Source organism: Flavobacterium sp. J372, from assembly GCF_024699965.1.
Classification (GTDB): domain Bacteria; phylum Bacteroidota; class Bacteroidia; order Flavobacteriales; family Flavobacteriaceae; genus Flavobacterium.
On sequence record NZ_JAJOMZ010000004.1, the window covers coordinates 1,436,666 to 1,454,475 of the forward strand.

The 17,810-nt window shown below is 39.0% G+C and carries 20 protein-coding genes; 12 read left to right on the forward strand and 8 right to left on the reverse strand.

Annotated elements, in window-relative coordinates:
• Window positions 1-71: 71 nt before the first annotated feature.
• Both def and LRS05_RS07190 read left to right on the forward strand, forming a co-directional pair.
• Window positions 72-671, forward strand: coding sequence for a peptide deformylase (gene def, locus LRS05_RS07185; protein ID WP_257867685.1), 600 nt, complete (start codon window positions 72-74; stop codon window positions 669-671).
• 41 nt (window positions 672-712) lie between these two features.
• On the forward strand, window positions 713-1,216 hold the full coding sequence (locus LRS05_RS07190; protein ID WP_257867686.1) for a DUF5606 domain-containing protein: 504 nt from the start codon (window positions 713-715) through the stop codon (window positions 1,214-1,216).
• 121 nt (window positions 1,217-1,337) lie between these two features.
• Here the strand turns inward: LRS05_RS07190 and LRS05_RS07195 are convergent, their stop codons facing one another.
• The 4 genes from LRS05_RS07195 to LRS05_RS07210 all read right to left on the reverse strand — a co-directional run bounded on the left by LRS05_RS07195 (window position 1,338) and on the right by LRS05_RS07210 (window position 4,341).
• Entirely contained in the window at window positions 1,338-2,357 is a 1,020-nt protein-coding gene (locus tag LRS05_RS07195) for a M28 family metallopeptidase (protein WP_257867687.1), read from the reverse strand.
• A gap of 120 nt (window positions 2,358-2,477) precedes the next feature.
• A complete protein-coding gene (locus LRS05_RS07200) occupies window positions 2,478-2,927 on the reverse strand; it encodes a hypothetical protein (protein WP_257867688.1) in 450 nt (149 codons plus the stop codon).
• Between the two features lie 4 nt (window positions 2,928-2,931).
• Window positions 2,932-3,696, reverse strand: coding sequence for a dienelactone hydrolase family protein (locus LRS05_RS07205; protein ID WP_257867689.1), 765 nt, complete (start codon window positions 3,694-3,696; stop codon window positions 2,932-2,934).
• Between the two features lie 96 nt (window positions 3,697-3,792).
• The gene (locus tag LRS05_RS07210) at window positions 3,793-4,341 is read right to left on the reverse strand and encodes a type 1 glutamine amidotransferase domain-containing protein (RefSeq protein ID WP_257867690.1); all 549 of its coding nucleotides are present in this window, start codon (window positions 4,339-4,341) and stop codon (window positions 3,793-3,795) included.
• A 157-nt stretch (window positions 4,342-4,498) separates the two neighbouring features.
• Here LRS05_RS07210 and LRS05_RS07215 point away from each other — a divergent pair, with 157 nt between their 5' ends.
• Window positions 4,499-5,191, forward strand: a complete 693-nt coding sequence (locus tag LRS05_RS07215) for a DUF421 domain-containing protein (protein ID WP_257867691.1) — start codon at window positions 4,499-4,501, stop codon at window positions 5,189-5,191.
• 66 nt (window positions 5,192-5,257) lie between these two features.
• Here the strand turns inward: LRS05_RS07215 and LRS05_RS07220 are convergent, their stop codons facing one another.
• The 3 genes from LRS05_RS07220 to LRS05_RS07230 all read right to left on the reverse strand — a co-directional run bounded on the left by LRS05_RS07220 (window position 5,258) and on the right by LRS05_RS07230 (window position 9,238).
• Entirely contained in the window at window positions 5,258-6,535 is a 1,278-nt protein-coding gene (locus tag LRS05_RS07220) for a hypothetical protein (protein ID WP_257867692.1), read from the reverse strand.
• Window positions 6,536-6,740: 205 nt separating this feature from the next.
• Window positions 6,741-8,783 (reverse strand): gliding motility-associated C-terminal domain-containing protein, encoded by a 2,043-nt coding sequence (locus LRS05_RS07225; RefSeq protein ID WP_257867693.1) that lies wholly within the window; start codon window positions 8,781-8,783, stop codon window positions 6,741-6,743.
• A 35-nt stretch (window positions 8,784-8,818) separates the two neighbouring features.
• The gene (locus LRS05_RS07230; RefSeq protein ID WP_257867694.1) at window positions 8,819-9,238 is read right to left on the reverse strand and encodes a hypothetical protein; all 420 of its coding nucleotides are present in this window, start codon (window positions 9,236-9,238) and stop codon (window positions 8,819-8,821) included.
• Between the two features lie 110 nt (window positions 9,239-9,348).
• On the opposite strand from LRS05_RS07230, the gene LRS05_RS07235 reads away from it, so the two are divergent.
• From LRS05_RS07235 to LRS05_RS07270, 8 genes are all read left to right on the forward strand, one after another.
• Complete coding sequence (locus LRS05_RS07235; RefSeq protein ID WP_257867695.1) at window positions 9,349-10,326, forward strand: GNAT family N-acetyltransferase; 978 nt, start codon at window positions 9,349-9,351, stop codon at window positions 10,324-10,326.
• A gap of 2 nt (window positions 10,327-10,328) precedes the next feature.
• On the forward strand, window positions 10,329-11,204 hold the full coding sequence (locus LRS05_RS07240) for an oligosaccharide flippase family protein (RefSeq protein WP_257867696.1): 876 nt from the start codon (window positions 10,329-10,331) through the stop codon (window positions 11,202-11,204).
• 194 nt (window positions 11,205-11,398) lie between these two features.
• Window positions 11,399-11,806 (forward strand): hypothetical protein, encoded by a 408-nt coding sequence (locus LRS05_RS07245; protein ID WP_257867697.1) that lies wholly within the window; start codon window positions 11,399-11,401, stop codon window positions 11,804-11,806.
• Window positions 11,807-11,997: 191 nt separating this feature from the next.
• A complete protein-coding gene (locus LRS05_RS07250) occupies window positions 11,998-12,564 on the forward strand; it encodes a transferase (protein WP_257867698.1) in 567 nt (188 codons plus the stop codon).
• A 109-nt stretch (window positions 12,565-12,673) separates the two neighbouring features.
• Window positions 12,674-12,997: a hypothetical protein gene (locus tag LRS05_RS07255; RefSeq protein ID WP_257867699.1), complete on the forward strand. Its 324-nt coding sequence runs from the start codon at window positions 12,674-12,676 to the stop codon at window positions 12,995-12,997.
• A gap of 65 nt (window positions 12,998-13,062) precedes the next feature.
• On the forward strand, window positions 13,063-13,668 hold the full coding sequence (locus LRS05_RS07260; protein WP_257867700.1) for a hypothetical protein: 606 nt from the start codon (window positions 13,063-13,065) through the stop codon (window positions 13,666-13,668).
• 2 nt (window positions 13,669-13,670) lie between these two features.
• Window positions 13,671-15,035, forward strand: a complete 1,365-nt coding sequence (locus tag LRS05_RS07265) for a S8/S53 family peptidase (RefSeq protein WP_257867701.1) — start codon at window positions 13,671-13,673, stop codon at window positions 15,033-15,035.
• A 14-nt stretch (window positions 15,036-15,049) separates the two neighbouring features.
• On the forward strand, window positions 15,050-15,583 hold the full coding sequence (locus LRS05_RS07270) for a T9SS type A sorting domain-containing protein (RefSeq protein WP_257867702.1): 534 nt from the start codon (window positions 15,050-15,052) through the stop codon (window positions 15,581-15,583).
• Window positions 15,584-15,609: 26 nt separating this feature from the next.
• Here the strand turns inward: LRS05_RS07270 and LRS05_RS07275 are convergent, their stop codons facing one another.
• Complete coding sequence (locus tag LRS05_RS07275) at window positions 15,610-16,752, reverse strand: glycosyltransferase (RefSeq protein WP_257867703.1); 1,143 nt, start codon at window positions 16,750-16,752, stop codon at window positions 15,610-15,612.
• Window positions 16,753-16,903: 151 nt separating this feature from the next.
• Between LRS05_RS07275 and LRS05_RS07280 the strand changes: the two genes are divergently transcribed.
• The gene (locus LRS05_RS07280; protein WP_257867704.1) at window positions 16,904-17,809 is read left to right on the forward strand and encodes a class I SAM-dependent methyltransferase; all 906 of its coding nucleotides are present in this window, start codon (window positions 16,904-16,906) and stop codon (window positions 17,807-17,809) included.
• Window position 17,810 lies beyond the last annotated feature (1 nt).

Sequence of the window (17,810 nt, forward strand, 5' to 3'; positions counted from 1 at the left end):
ATTTTACGTATATTTTTTATTACTTTTGCCACCTGCATAAATTGGTGGAAACGTCTTTAAATACAAGTGTTATGATATTACCCATTATAGGCTACGGCGACCCGGTGCTGCGCAAAAAAGGCGAGGAAATTGCGAAAGATATGCCAAACCTTAAGCAGATTGTAAGCGATATGTATGAAACCATGTATAATGCTTATGGTGTGGGCCTTGCTGCGCCACAGGTTGGATTGTCACTGCGCCTTTTTGTTATTGATACAACGCCTTTCAGTGATGATGAAGACCTGAGTAAAGAGGAGCAGGCAAAGCTGAACGGCTTTAAGCGTACATTCATCAATCCTGTAATGCTGAAGGAAGAAGGCGAGGAGTGGGGCTTTAACGAGGGCTGCCTTAGCATACCTGAAGTGCGTGAAGATGTATACCGCCATGAGCGCATTACTATTGAATATTCTGACGAAGATTTCAATAGGAAAACAGAGGTATTTGACGGGCTGATTGCGCGTGTGATACAGCATGAATATGACCATATTGAGGGAATATTGTTCACCGACAGGCTATCATCGCTTAAAAAGCGCCTTATTACCAAGAAACTCCAAAACATTATGGAGGGTAAAACAAGGCCCGATTACAAAATGAAATTTATTGCTAAAAAGGGCGATAATGTTTGTTTTTAAAACCAAACATTAGATATTTGCCTTCCTTAAAAATTTAAATGATGAGTTTAGAAAAAGTATTAGCCATATCAGGGAAACCGGGATTATATGCACTAAAGCTGCAAACACGTACAGGCTTTGTGGCTGAGTCACTTCTTGATGGAAAAAAAATAACAGTAGGCCTTCGCAGTAATGTGAGCCTGCTTTCAGAAATATCTGTTTATACGTATGATGGCGAAGTTCGCCTGTCGGAAGTTTTCAGGGCGATAGCCGAAAAAGAAGATAACGGTCCTTCCATTTCACATAAAGAAGATAACACAAAACTTGAGTCTTACTTTCGTGAGGTGCTTCCTGAATTTGACGAAGACCGTGTTTATGCATCAGACATCAAGAAAATACTCAACTGGTACAACATGCTACAGGCAAACGGACTTGTGAGCAAAGATGCACCGGTGGCTGAGACTGCTGAAGAATCTCCTGCTATTGAAGAAGCTGCGCCTGCGGCTGAGGTAAAAGAAGAGAAGAAGCCGGCGGCTAAGAAAGCAAAAGCCAAGAAAGAAGAATAATCTCTCTCAATAGTATAAAAAATCCTGCCGCATGGCAGGATTTTTTTGTTTCCAGTCAGGCTGAGCTTGTCGAAACCTAAAATAATCAGCGCACTTCGACAAGCTCAGTGTGACTGTTTATTTACTTTCCATCCCTGTCGACCTTTATTCTCTCAGGGCGGTTGGCAAGTTCCCAAGCCGTTGCGAAGGCAAGCTGTGCACGTTTTGCCAGCAGGTCATACTCAATTTTTTCGGGCTCATCGCCTTCCTTGTGGTAGTCTTCATGAACCCCATTAAAATAGAAAATTGACGGTATGCCTTTCTTAGCAAAGTTGTAATGGTCACTGCGGAAGTAATACCTGTTTGGGTCATTACGGTCGTTGTATTTATAGTCGAGCGCCATTTTTGTGTACTTTGCATTGGCAGCCTCATTTATACTGTGCAGCTCGCTGCTCAGGCGGTCTGAGCCAATTACGTAAACGTAGTTACCATTGTCTTTATGCTCATCATCACGGCGGCCAATCATATCAATGTTGATATCTGCAATGGTGTTAGCAATCGGGAACAGAGGGTTTTCACTATAGTAGCGCGAGCCATGCAGGCCGTGTTCTTCACCGGTAACATGCAGGAACAATATTGAGCGCTTAGGTCCGTAGCCCGCTTTCTTCGCTTCCATGAACGCTTGTGCAATCTCCAGCAGCGCTACAGTCCCTGAACCATCATCATCAGCTCCGTTGAATACCTCACCGTTCATCATGCCTACGTGGTCATAATGTGCAGAGATAACCAATACTTCATCAGGCTTTTCGCTGCCTTCAATATACGCCCAAATGTTTTCGCTGTCGTTCAGTTTCGGCCCAAAGCCTTTCGTCATATATGCTGACGGTACTTTTTGGTACCAGTCTGTAGCGCCTTTAGGGAAAGAAATTCCTATTTTTTTGTATTCTTCAATGAGGTAGCGGCCGGCTTTTTTCTGACCTTCTGTCCCGGTATTGCGGCCTTCCATTTCATCAGAAGCCACAATATACAAGTGTTTTTTCAGGTCTGCAGCAGTTATGGTATTTAAATATTTAGGCACATCGGCCCTTGCGTAATCTTTTGCGCTTTTAGTTCCGCTGCACGCGAGAAAAAGCAAAGAAACCGGCAGTAAAAGGTATTTCATGATTGATGATTTTATTTTGAAAGATAGCAATTTCCCTGAAAACAAAATGCGTACACAACGAAAAAAAAGCTGACATGAGTTACCCTTTATGGGCACAATATTAAAGAACTGGCATAATTCTTAAGGATAGAGTTTGTTAGGGTATTTTTTTTTGAAGTTGATTATGAACTCAGTGTAGTGTTTGTATCCGCATTGCTTATACGCTTTTTCAAAATCTGCCCTGATTGCAATAATTCTGGGGTCGCCTGCAACATCTTTTTCAGCATTGATCATCGCTTCGTATTCTCTTTTTCCCTCTTCAAAACTTTTAAATTTCGTTTTCTTCAGGTTCTTTTCGAGCCATCGTAGCCTGTCATCCCCGTGGTCAACCGTGGGGATGTAAGCATTTGTTAGTTTATCATGGAATGACCTCCACAACTTTCCTGCTTTCGTAACAGCAGGAATTTCAGAATACTCTAACCATACTTGTTCAAGTTTCGCGTACCGCGTTGTACAGTCTTCGTTTTCGGAAACTTCCTGGCAGAAGGCAGAGGTACCTGCAAGTAGTATTAGAATCAGGATTATTTTCATAAACTTACTTATTAAGTTCATCAAGCAGCACCATAAAATGCTCCCATGAGCGCTTGTCTGCTTTTTCGTTGTAAGCTGCGCCTTTGCTGTTATCATTGCCGGCTTTCTTCTCAGTAAAAGCGTGTACTGCATTGGCGTAATATACCATTTGCCAGTCGGCTTTTGCATCACGCATTTCTTTCTGGAAAGCCTCAATATCCTTCTGCGGAACGTAAGGGTCGTCAGCGCCGTGCAGTATCAGGACTTTTGGCTTTATTGCCCCGTTGCCACGCTTCTCGTCTTTGCCCAAGCCTCCGTGGAAAGACACTACTGCCTGTACAGGCAATCCGCCACGTGTAGCTTCAAGAGCGCCTGTACCGCCAAAACAGTAACCTATCACTACAATTTTATCTTTATTGGCACCTGATTTTACAAGCTTGTCAAGCGCCAGTTTTATCCGCCTTTGATACTCCTCATAATTACTTTTGTAATATCCTGACAATTCCCCTGCTTTCTTCGTATCAGCCGGTTTTTTATCGGCGCCGTATATGTCGGCAACAAAAGCATAATGCCCTTCGGTAGCCAGTTTTTGAGCAACTTCTTTACTATGGTCGTCAATACCCATCCAGGCAGGTAAAATCAAGATACCCATACTTTGGGCAGATTTTTTCGCAGGAGCAATTGAAAAGCCCGTTAGCTTTTGGGTTCCGTCACTATAATCTACAGTTTTTAATTGTGCACTTAGCTGTGTTACCATAATGAGGGCAAGGGTAATAATTACAGTTTTCATTTTTGCAGTTGGTTTGTGTAAATATAAAAAAGAAAAGCTTCCCGTGCATGTGCAGAGAAGCTTTCCCGAAGTAAAAAAAGTTGTACTTTTCAATGTTTATGAATGTTGCAGTTCGTGCTTGCCTTCTTTTATTTCTTCTATCATTTTTTTGTTGAAAGCAGGCAGGTCTTCAGGCGTGCGGCTGGTAACAAGGCCATTGTCAACCACTACTTCTTTATCTACCCAGTTGGCTCCCGCATTTTGCAAGTCAACTTTAACCGACTCATAACTTGTAAGTTCACGACCTTCAACTACACCCGCGCTTATAAGTACCTGAGGGCCGTGGCAGATAGCTGCAACAGGCTTCTTTTCATCAAAGAAATCTTTTACGAATGAAAGCGCCCTCTGGTTTACCCTTAGCCTGTCAGGATTTATTACACCCCCGGGCAATACCAGTGCATGGTAATCTTTAGATGATACTTCATCTATAGTTTTGTCAACTGGGTAATCTTTACCCCAGTCTTTACTGGCCCAGGCTTTTATAGTGCCGCTTTCAGGACTAACAATATGCGCTGTCCACCCCTCATTTTCAAGGGCTTCTTTCGGAGATTTTAATTCGCTTTCCTCAAAACCGTTTGTTGCCAATATGGCTACTTTCTTGCTCATAGTTATTGTTTTTAAAAGATGATTACATAGTTACAATCGTAAAATTAGACTCTGAAGCAGTGAACTGTTTATAACGCTATACTAAACTTATCTTAATGTTTGTTAAGGATTTACAACATTGTAAGAAATGTAGTAGCTTTATGTAAAATGTGTATGCATGAAGGATATATTTGAATGGGATAGGCTGCTTTTTAATGATCTTCCGGTAGAATTTTTACTGGAAGTACTTTTTCGTACCGTAATAATGTTTATTGTAGTGCTGCTCACACTAAAGTTTGCGGGCAAACGCGGCGTAAAGCAGCTCTCTATATTTGAAGTTGTTATCATTATATCACTGGGTTCTGCTGCGGGCGACCCAATGTTTTATGAAGATGTGGGGCTTATACCTGCCATACTTGTATTTATGGTTATCCTTACTATGTACCGTATGGTAACCTGGCTGCTGGGTAAAAGCAAACGGTTTGAAATTTTTATTGAAGGCAAAACGCAAAGCATAATTGAAGATGGGCAATTTTCAATTGAAAGTTTTGAAAAAGAAGATTTGGCCCAGGATGAATTTTTTACAGAGTTGCGGCTAAAATCTATTGAACATCTGGGGCAGGTTCGAAATGCTTATATTGAAACCAATGGTACTATAAGCATGTATTTTTACCCTGATGAAGAAGTAAAATACGGGCTCCCTATACGCCCGCAGCTATTTAGCCTTAAGAGCACCAACATACCAAAATCAGGTATATATGCCTGTACATTTTGTGCCAACGTGCAAAAACTTGAGCCAACGGCAGCAACATGTACAGTATGTGCAAGAAACGAGTGGGTACTGGCAATAAATACTAAGCGATTGGTGTAAAATGAAAAGCGCAGCCCTTTGCAGGCACTGCGCTTTTACAAACCAACCAACCAATATTTAAAATAATTAACCTCTTCTTCCTCCGCCGTTACCGCCGCCACGTGATTGTGCTGGCGCGGGTGCCGACTGCCTTTGCGGGGCAGGGCTTGCACTTCGCATAGCCGGTGCTGCACTTCTTACTGATGGCTCAATACTGCGTGTTGCAGGGGCCGAGCTCCTTACTGTCGGAGACGGGTTGCTTCTTACAGTATTTGAGTTGTTTCTTACGGCAGGTGCATCTATACTGCGTGTACTGCGCTCATTCCTTATTACATCGCTTTGCCTTGGTGAAGGAGCCTGTACATTTACTTCGTTACTCCGCACAGGTGTGCTTGTATTCTGGCTTCTCGGAGATGCATTTACGCTTTGGCTGCGCGTATTATTATTGTAAATGGCATCACCGTTATTCAGGGTCCTTGTTGGCCTTACGCCTTCGCTGCGCATAGTATTTACACTACGTGTATTATTATCTAAAGATGCGGCGCGTGTCCCGTCAGAGAGTGTTCTTGTACCTCCTGAATTAGAGCTTCTTACCGCTGCTGTACCATTACTTCTTGTGCCGCTTGCAGCACGTGTCTGTTCCAGCGCATAACGGTTTGTAGCATTTGTGCGGCGTGTAAAGCTATTATTTGGGTTTGCCCTCTCATAGCTGTTTGCCCTGCGGGTATTGTGAAGCGCCACGGCACGGTTGCTCCTCCTCACATTCACATAGTTATACGTGTTGTAGTTGTTTATATGTATGTGTATATTGTTTCTGTACCTGTAAATAGGGTAAGGCGCCCAGTAGGTATAGTAAGTGGGGTAGTAGCCCCAATACCATGGTGAATAGTACGGCCTGTAGCTGCTAACCCAAAACACATCCCATATTATTGGCCTGTGCACGTAAACAGGTTCATAAATATAGTTGGGCCCGTACATATAAACGTCACCTACCACCTGTACCTGCACATTATTGTTCCTGTCGCGTTCTACTTCAACAGTTGCAACATCCTGAAAGGTATCTGCACCCAGCACGCTCTGCAATATTATCAGATGCGTATTTCCCTCAACAGCTTCAATTACCCTCAGGTAATCAACACGGCCGTCACGGTTAAGGTCAAGGTTAGATATCTGTACATCAGGATCATTCAGCCTGCGCTCAAAATCTTCCAGGTCTTTACTGTCACCAAAAATAGACGCTACAGCCCTAAGGTCGAGGTTATCGCTGATATCGCTGTTATTAGCCCGCACAGTAGTAACATCTTGTGCAAAAAGGCTGCTTACGGTAAGCAGGGTTGTAAGGGCTATCGAATATATCGTTTTCATAATCGTAATTTTAAATTCAGTGTAAAAACAGTTTAAAGTTTTTTGCTGAAAGCGATAATCCAATATCTGTGCCAAAACTTATTTTTTGTTTCAGGTTTAAGGTTGAACTCTGATTTACAGTTAGTTAAAAAAATGTAGATAATTATGAATTACGAATTATGAATTACGAATTATGAATTACGAATTATGAATTACGAATTATGAATTACTTCGTTACATACACCCAACCTACAATTGGCTTAGGATAAGCAGGGTCATTCAGTTCAAGAACAAAGTAATAAGTGCCGGTTGGTACAGTGGTGTTTTGCGACCCTACTTTATCTTCATTGGCAATACCATCCCAGTCAGGTGTATTATTGTTGCCTGTCCAAACCAGATTGCCCCAACGGTTGTAAATGCTCATCTTAAAATTAAGAAAAATGTTACGGAGGCCTTTTACAAAGAAGGTATCATTCTTATTATCACCATTGGGCGTTACGTAATTATAAGTTTCCGGCGGGCACTGGCGGGTGCTAAGCATAAATGATGCCGTACTGTAGCACCCGTTTATATCTTGAAGCCTAACAAATAGTTGCTGCGGGTTGGCTGTACTGGTAAACTGCGATGTATTGGTTATTTCAGCTATTCCCTGCTCAGCATCGCCTTGTGAATTATGGAAGGTTACAATATCTGTAGTTTGTGTTTTAAGCGATTCTTCATAATCTGAAAAATCAAACACGGCAAAACCAAAACCTTCATTACATTCTATAAGATTATCCGGATTTGTAAGTTCAGGCGATATCCATAAAGATATAGGGAGGGTAAATGTGTTATTTGTCTCATCAATTTCGATTACAATACCCGTACCATCCCCCAGGTCATCAACTGTGAAAGAAATGTTAAAATCAGGCGGCATACTTTCCGGTATTTCTAGTGACATGGTTTGTACTTCACTCCCTCCGATAGGTATGTCAAGAGTTGTTTCTGTGAAATCTATATATACTCCGTTCGCATAAATTGAAATTGGTGTACCGGCAGGGAGGATATCGTCACTATTTAAATTATACACAGTATATTGAAGCTGTATAATGCGTGAATTACACTGTTGCACAAGGTTTTGCAAAATAATTGTAGCATCAGGGAAAAGGCAGTCAACCGCAACAAGCCTGAATGATGCCACGCTATAGCAGCCGTTTTCATCTTCAAGCCTTACAAATATTTGCTGATTTGGAACAGTTGACTGAAAGCTGTTTGGTGAAATAGGGTTTGCGGGGGTATTTGAATTATTTGCCGAAAGATAAAATGTAACTGTATCTGTCGGATTGATTTTTAACGATTGGGCGTATGCAGAAAAATCAAAGAGGCCTGTACCATTGCCGTCATCACAGGCTGTAACATCATCAGGATTTTGTAAAGAAGGTGATATCCAAAGCGATACCGGCAGACTGAAATTATTATTGGTTTCATCAGTTTCTGTAACAGTTGCCACTCCATTATTATTATCTGCCCGTAGTTCAAGCGTGAAGTTTTGTGGTATACCTGCAGGGATGGTAACATTTATTGCTCCGCCCTGGCTGCCGCCGACCGGTATTGGCGCTGTAGTAAAGAAAGTCGTAATATATGTATTGTTGGCATAAATTGAAACAGGCACATTACCGGGTAAAATATCTGTACTATTAATGTTGCTTACAGTATAATTTATATTTATTGTACGGCTGTTACATTGTTTTGCTATATTATTGACAACAACAGTTGCATCAGGCAGCTGGCTGTTAAGCTTTGTTACCACTGTACTTATCATTACAAAATCCTGTAAAGATTTTAGCTTTATCTGTGCTGATTGGTCGCCTATATTTATATAGCCCTGGATATTATAGATATCAAGATCCATATTGTAAAGCTCGGTAGAATCGGTAACAGAATTGGTTGAATTAAATGCGTTGCCTGATGGGTTAAGCGTGTTGGTAAGCTCATTTGCCGGGCTGTCTCCATTGATGTATAATCCTTCGCCATTAGCAATATTTGCATCTCCTTCCCAAGCAACAAAACCTATTTTTGCGCCAATGTTATCTATAACGTTAAGATTATCAAGGTTGATGGTAATAGGTACGGCCACAGTAGATCCAGTAGGGTAAAAAGGAATATGTTGCAGCCCGTCATAAATATTAAGCTGGTTAAGCGGAAGCGTATTATTCTCGTAAACAACTACAATAGCCCAGCCGCCAAAATTTAGGCCGGTAGGGCAATAAATATTGGCTGCGCCGGTCAAAGAGGGGTTTATAATGTTTGTAAGGTCAAGGTCTGCTAGTGTATACTGCCCATTACCGCCTGCCTGAACAATTTCAGTAACATCTGCAAATGCACAAAAAAGGGCCGCTGTACCGGTTCATTGTTACTGTTCAGGCCTGTGACCATTCGCGGAAACTGCCGGCTTGCAGCAACATTTTGGCCATTTAGTGTCACGCTGAAATCGCCCTCACCCGAACCTGCCCAATACAAGTAAGCTTTTTGTATTGTATTACCGGCTGGCAGGCTGAGCAATGCAGAAGAACTAGTGTTAATTTCACACGGAACGCCAATGCCATTGTATGTTTTATTAAGTGTATTGCCAACAAATGTAAAATCATAACGTCCATTGAATTGTTCATAAAGTGCAACATCTTGTCCACTTACATGAACGGCGAACAACAAGCAAACCAATACAATATATCTTCTAATTTTCACAGCGGCGGCTAATATTTTTTAAAAATAGCAATTTTACGCTATGTGGCAAAGTTATCATTCAGGTGTGGTTGCAAATAAAATAGTACATTTACCTCAATTAACAATATTAAATGCCTGCAGATTACCGGATAGAAGTATATAACAGCAGCTATAAAGCAGAATGGGATGCTTGTGTTGAGGCCTCAAAAAACGGCACATTTCTGCACTATCGCGATTTTATGGAATACCATAGCGACAGGTTTGATGATTTTTCATTGATGGTTTTTCAAGGTGATAAAGTTGTGGCAGTACTGCCGGCAAACAGGGTTGGAGATGAACTTTATTCTCACCAGGGGCTTACATATGGCGGACTTATATATGGGCCTAAGGTTAAGTTGGCCAACGTAGTGATGATGGTGCAAGCTATCCTAAAATTTTTGCATAATCTTAACATATTTAAACTGCACTTCAAATCTATACCAACAATCTACCATAAACAGCCCGCCCAGGAAGCGGAATATGCACTTTTTACCGCCGGGGCCGGATTGGTGAGAAGAGATAGCCTTTTTGTATATGAATATGCAGCAAGACCAATTATTTCAAAGGATAGAAAACAATGCATACGAAAAGGAAAAAACAATAAGCTTGAAGTAATTGAAGATAATGACTTTGACATCTTTTGGAATGAGATACTTATTCCGAATATGAGCTTTAAGCACGGTGTAAACCCTGTTCATTCTTTACAAGAAATAAGGTTGTTGCATGCCCGCTTTCCTGAAAATATCAGGCAGTTCAATGTTTATTATGAAGGTAGAATTGTAGCCGGGACAACAATGTTTGTAACTGATACTGTAGCACATCCGCAGCATATAAGCGGCAATGCCGATAAGAATAAATTAGGCAGTCTTGATTTTTTATATAATTATTTGCTTAATGAGTTTAGTTCTAAAAAGTATTTTGACTTTGGGCCTGCCAATCAAGGTCAAGGTAAACAGCTTAATGCCAATCTTGCGTTTTGGAAAGAGACATTTGGAGCGAGGGTGATGGTTCAGGATTTTTATGAAGTTGAAACGGCAAATTATACAATGCTTAAAAATGTTTTGGTCTAAAGGTGTCTGAACAAAATTCATATAAAAAAATTATCAGGGCCAGCTCACTTTTTGGCTTTGTACAAGTAGGCAATATCCTTATTGCAATAGTAAGGTCTAAGGTACTTGCCTTACTGGTTGGCCCTGCCGGATATGGCATTTTCGGGTTGCTTAATTCCACTGCAGACCTTATCAGGATGGCAACTGGCTTTGGCCTTGAAACCAGCAGTGTAAAAATCATTTCTGAATCTGCTCAAGATGCAGAGCAGTTGCAGGAAAAAGCATCTGTAGTGTTGAGGCTTACAATTTATACAGGTATTATAGGTACCCTCATCGCAATTGTGTTTTCAAAATATTTCAGCATTCTTGTTTTTGGCGACATCAGCAAAACCTTTGCAATCATATTTATTGCAATATCTATTTTATTTCAGCAGGTGGCCAATGGGCAGATTGCCGTAATGCAGGGCCTGCAAAAATTAAGTTTTCTCGCTAAAGCCAATTTATACGGAAACCTGGCAGGGCTTCTTATAACACTGCCATTGTACTACATCTATAAATTTGACGCCATTGTACCCTCAATAATAATAGCTTCTGTACTTAATTTCGGACTCTCAGGATATTTTTACCGTAAAATAAAGCCAGGATATATACAAGGCAATATAAAACAAACACTGAAGGGCGGACGCGATATATTGTATTTTGGTGCAATGCTTTCAATAAGCAGCTTCTTACCGATATTATCTAACTACATTATTCAGGTGTTTATCAGTAATACATCAACGTTGGCCGTGGTGGGGCTATTCACTATAAGCATGGCATTAATAAACTCTTATGTAGGGGGTATTGTTTACGGCCATGAGTGCAGAGTATTATCCAAGACTTGCTGCCATAAACAATAATAAAGCTGAAGAAAACAGGGCGGTTAACCAACAATCAGTCATTGTTATGCTTGCTATTGTGCCTATAATAGTTTTTTTCGTGGGGTTTTCCTCAATAATTATTAAATTGCTGTTGTCTGAAAAAATTTGATGCTGCCATACCTATGTTGTTATGGGGCGTTGCTGCAATGTTCTTTAAATCTGTATCGTTCTCTATGGGATATGTGATTATTGCACGGGGTGACTCAAAGGTTTTTATAAAAACAGCCGTTATATTCAACATATTATATGTGGGGCTTTGTATTACCGGTTTCTATTTATACGGACTTGAGGGAATTGGCTTTGGGTTACTGATATATTATGCTACACATCTTTCAGGCATTTATGCAATAATAAAAATAAGATACGATTTGAAAATTAATGCTGAAGTACTAAAAATTTTTCTTGTCGGCATAATGATAACAGGGCTTGCACTTTTTTTGTCTAAATCATATGAAGGAGATTTGAGGTATATATTGTTCAGCATTTTATTATTGTTGTCACTTATTTACTCATTATATGAAATTGACAAAAAAATTAATTTAAAGAGTATATATCACGGTTATATAAATAAAAAGAAATGATAAAGTATATCAGAGCGATATATTACAGCTTAAAATCATTTTTTGGGGTAAATTGGATAAAAACACTTTACTTCAACTTCAGGATGTTTGATTTTACTACAGCCTGTAAGCTTCCTGTTTATTTTTATGGGCCCGTACATTTTCAAAATCTGGCCGGGCAGGTAAAAATTGAAGGGCAGATAACCAGGGCTATGGTTGGATTTGGGCAGCGTTATGAAATGAATACTGTACATGCAGGGACTGCTGAGATTGTAATTGCAGGTAAGCTGGTTTTTAAAGGGCCGGCACAATTTGGTAAAGATTATTTTTTGTTTGTAGGGCATAATGCTATTTTAGAATTTGGATATATGGCAGGAATTGCATCTGACAGTAAGATAATCTGCAGCAAGAAGATAGTCTTAGGAAACTATGCCCGTGCCGGATCTGAGTGTTTTATTACAGATACAGATTTTCACCCAATGCTTAATACAATTACCGGCGAAAAGCGTGAAATGCAGAAACCAATAATTTTAGGAAACTACAATTATATTGGTACTCGCGTATTTATAGGTAAAGGAACAATAACACCTGATTATTGTACGGTAGCATCAAACAGCCACTGTAATAAAGATTACTCATCTTTAGGGCAAAATGTACTAATTGCTGGTATACCGGCACAACTAATAACAAATAATATATCTAGAGATTGGGAGGGGGAAAAAAGCTTTTTAATCAGCTGTTTGAAAAAGTTGATTTGTAAATGTTTAATTATTAAATGATTAACTTTATATTAATAGTAAAAGTTCTATTAAAATAAAAATTTTTTCATAATTTAGTGACTTAACCAATTAATTAAATTATGAAAAAATTTTTTTAGGAACATTTTTAATGTGTGCTTTTACAGCTTTAGCCCAAAACATTTACAACAGTAATGGAACACTTACCGCCAATCGTACAGTCACAATGGCAGGAAGAACTTTAAATTTTTCAGCAAATTCGGGAAATTTATTTATTCATGGTGATAGCGGACGAGTTGGTATTGGTACAACTTCTCCTTCAGTAGCATTAGATGTAAATGGAAGGATATTCGGAAAAACTGCTGTTTTTAATCATGGATTGTCTAGCGGACAAACATTTCTTTCCGAAAGTGACAGAAGTAACAAAAGTATGGTTTTTCTGCAGGACCACAGATTCCTGATGAATGGGATGTAAGGCTTCTCTCATTTCACTATTATCCAACTTCAAATTTAAGTACATCGCCAGAGGTACAATTTGCAATGAATACCCCCAATTCAGCATTAAACACAGCTACTAATAGATTCGTATTTAATGCAATACACGATGGAGGGGGGGCTTTACAATTAAGGGATAAAATTAGCCAGGTATACTTCCGTGCCGCAGATGATGGAAATGGTAATTATTATGCTGATATGCCAAATGCAAATTCAAGATTTGTGATTGGCGCGTTTGGAAATTATCTGCCTGCACATAAATTTGTTGTGAGGGGCAGCTCTATGATTGAAGGGAATATATTTACTGATTCGAATATAGGTATTGGCACAAGTAATTTTGTTGACGGAGTAGATACATACCGATTATCTGTAGATGGTAATATAAGGGCAAAACGCGTAAAAGTTTACACTACCTGGGCTGATTATGTTTTTGAAAAAAATTATACTCTTCCTACACTTGAAGAGGTAGAACAACATATCAAAGAAAAAGGACATTTGAAAGACATACCTTCGGCTAAAGAAGTTGAAGCAAATGGTATAGAGCTTGGAGAAATGAATAAGCTGTTGCTACAGAAAATAGAAGAGCTTACACTCTATACAATTGAACTCAATAAAGAGGTTCAGGCACTTAAAAGCCAATTAAATAAATAATTATGAAAAAATTATTTATAATTATTTGCGGCTTATTGTTTACAATGGGGCATAGTCAGTCAACATTCTATGAATTTTATGTAGAACTTGATAATTACGAAAATGCGCCAGAATTTGTGAAAGATGGAGAACTGTTAACTTATGTGGGCAAGGATGAAAAAGAGGCTGCTTTTTTCTCTAATTATGAAATACTTGAATTTTATCAGGCATTTCCAAGTTCAAAAAGGCAAAGGACATTAAATGTTTTTCAAGTTAAAACTCTAAATGAAGATTTAATGAATAATCTGACGGCTGATTTTCCTTCTAAATATATTAGTGCAGAAGATTTAACTGGTAGAATTTTTGAGTTATTAAGTACCCCTAACGATTATGACATTGGAAATCCTGCCGCAAATTATGGTTTTAATTATAATAATGAGCATTTAAAATATATAGGAACACCTGAAGCATGGGATTATACATATGGTGATTCGAATATACTTATAGGGATATCCGATTCTCACATTGATACCACAGATATTGATTTTAAGTATAAAACTACTCATGCCACAGGTTATATATCTACTACGTACACCATGAACAATACAAATGGCTGGCACGGCACTGCAACTGCCGGGCATGCAGCAGCTCAAGGTAATAATGGTCATGGTATAACTGGTGTATGTTCTGATTGTAGTATATTAGCATCATATTACACTTATAACAATCTTCTTAATCTTGCTTACGAGGGTGCCGACATAATTAATATGAGCTGGGCTTATCTTCATACTGCGCCAATAACATTTGAGCAATGGATATTTGATGAAATTCATGATTTAGGAATTGTTATGTTTGCAGGGGCAGGAAATACAAATGTATGGACTGGTAATCCTTCTACCGGTATTCTATATGGTTATCCAGCATCTTATGACCATGTTATTTCAGTAACATCCGTCAATCATAAAAATGAATTAGGAGAAGAAGTTGTTATTGATGCTACTTATGGTCCAATGTCGCTTTTTGTTAAAGATATGCTACATCATGCAGTTGCTATTAACACGATGACAAGCCCATACCGAACATCGCACACCAACAATGATAAGGTTGATCTGTGTGCTCCAGGTATTGATGTGTTTCAATATCCTTGGTTTGTACTGAATAATACTCTCGATGGCCAGCCATTATATTATGGTTGGGGTACCTCTGCATCTTCACCTTTGGTTGCAGGAACTGCTGGGCTTATGCTAAGTATTAATAATTGCTTGACACCTGATGAGGTTGAAGATGTACTGATGTTATCAGCTAAGAACATTGAAGCTCTTGCTGGAAACGAACCGTTTATAGGGGCAGGACAGGAGCAGGTAAACTCGAAACTGGTGATGCAGTAGAATTTACGTATGAGATGGCTAACACCTCTGGAAATGCATTAATTGACGGGCATGATTTTTATAGATTTATTTTTGATTTGCATCATATAAACAATAAACTGACCATATCAAACCAAAAATTCAGGGATGCATGTGTGGCAAGGTTTACAGCTAAAAATGAAATCGATATTTTACCAGGCACTGATTTTAAACCAAATCAGGATGGACTGGTTGACTTAATAGCTGATCAGAATGTGGATATTACATGTAATTCGTCAAATCGAATGGCATATAAGCGTGCTAGAGAAAACAATAAATCCACAGAAACTTTACAAACCAAAGTGGTACTATCTCCAAACCCAAATGATGGCAATTTTATATTACATCTCGATAAAGAGCGTAAAAATGTATTAATAAACGTTTATGATATTTATGGAAAAGTAATATATAAAGATATTATTAATGATGTATCTACTATTATTAATCTTCCAAATATTGCATCAGGACTATATGTTGTAAAGTTATCATCTGAAAACTATAGTGAAACAATTAAATTCATAAAGAAATAATTTAAAAGAGCCGGATACCGGCTCTTTTATTTTTCCCAAACCTCCAAATATCTTTTTGCTACATCTATATAGTTATGCTCTTTTTCAATAAAAGCACGCGCACTAGCAGCAATTTTAGCTATTTTTTCAGGGTGTTCAATCAGGTAGCTTAGCTCGGTGGCAATATAGTCAGCATCAGGCAGGGCATTTATTGCTACGCATTCGGTCAGGCCGTAATATTCCATAAACTCTTTTTCAGCACAGGTAAATACCACTTTTCCTCTGGCCATAGCTTCAAGTGCGTTGTAACCCTGGTCATACCCCCAAATCTGGTCAAGCACTATGTGGGCACGGCTGTAGTGCTTCATATATTCAGCATATGGTAGGTTCTCTGTAACTACTATTTCAATCCTGTCAGCATATTTATCGCTAATCTTAAGCAGGGCTTCTTCAAAATAAGCTATTCCTTTTTTAATATAGCTAAGGCGGTTTATCCCTAAGAAAATAACGATTTTATGGCTTACCCGTACCGGCTCAAATTTTACCTTGTCAGCATTCACAGGGTTGGCTATATGAGTTACCTTATAGCCCATTTCCTGCATTGGCAATGTATAATCAAGGTCGGTAGTAATCATCACATCAGCATGATGCTTTACCAAATTAAACAACTTACGGTATGCAGGCGTAGTATATTTTAACGTATAATGATAGGTTTTCTCAAGTTGCTTATCTTCCAGATATGGCGTTAAAATAGAATACCGTGCCCTTCTCTCGAGGTGATAATCAACAATTGGTGTGTCTTCACCACAAATTAGCAGGCTCAGGCTATCACCATTTTGTTTCAATAACCGTTTATACAGCCATCGTGAAAATGCAGGATATGTTTCAATAGCGTCAGAATTAATGAGCTGTACATGGTCAAATCCCTTCAGTTTTTTTAGCAGTAAGTAAAACCGAAGTCCCTTTTCAAGCCTCACACAGTCAAGCCCAAAAAGTGAGAATAGTATGTTGTTGATTTTTATAGTAAGCCAGTTTTTCAGTATAAAGGCCGGGTAGTATGAAAGGTCTGAATCATATTTTTTAAAACTGTCTCCAGTGCTGGCGATAGTAACGCTATGGCCTAAATGTACCAAGCCTTCTTTTAAAGAATTGTGCAGCCTGCTGAATTCGCCAATTAAAAGTATTTTCATCCCTCTCTGCAACGGAAATTTTTATATTTGTGTAAATATATGGATAATTTATCCTGAACCCGAACACCGCCTGATGCCAAAACTCTCAGATATTTCACTAATTTCAATTGCAGATTTTTTAGATGTATACCATAAGTTACGGCAAAATGGCATGCCATTTCTTTTTCGGATACTCAACAAAGGAGCATCAGCAAGGGTAGCTTCAAAATGGGATAATTACAGGTCGGCTTCAGATTTTTGGCTTATTCCTGCTATACAAGAGGAGTGGAACCGTAAAATTACAGGCGATAAAAATCTGGTGTATGAAGAGTATGTATGTGATAAATACCTCAAAGGCAGGGATGGGTTAGAAATACTATCTATAGGCTGTGGTAATGGTATACATGAGCGCCCTTTTGCAAGGTATAATTCTACATTTAAGATTACAGGAGTAGACCTCGCCAGCGCACAAATAGAACAGGCAAAGACGATTGCAGCTGAGCAGGAGCTTAGTATAAATTACATTTCCGGTGATTTTACAAAAATGGATTTTAAGGAAGGAACATTTGATATGGTACTTTTCCATTCAAGCCTTCACCATTTCAGCAATATAAGAGACTTTTTAAAAGACTATGTAAAACCGTTGCTGAAAGACAGGGGTATTTTAGTGGCATTTGAATACGCGGGGCCTAACAGGCTACAGCTTAAAAAATCGCAGCTTACGGCTGCAAATGCCATTTTAAAGCAGATTCCTGAAGAATATAAAACGCTGTATGATGGTAAAACTATAAAAAAGAAAGTGTACAGGCCGGGATTGCTGCGTATGTTGTTAGTTGACCCGTCTGAAGCGCCAGATTCTGAAAATCTTGTTCAGGGAATACATGATAATTTCAGTGTTGTCGAAGAAGTCCGCCTGGGCTGGAACATAACACATTTACTTTTGAAAGGGATATCACATAATTTTATAAATTATAGCGGGGAAACTCAAAGCCTGCTTACGGATATTATAAGGCAGGAAGATGAGTTTGTAATGCAAACGGGAGAAAATGATGCTATTTTCGGCGTTTATAAAAAATAAA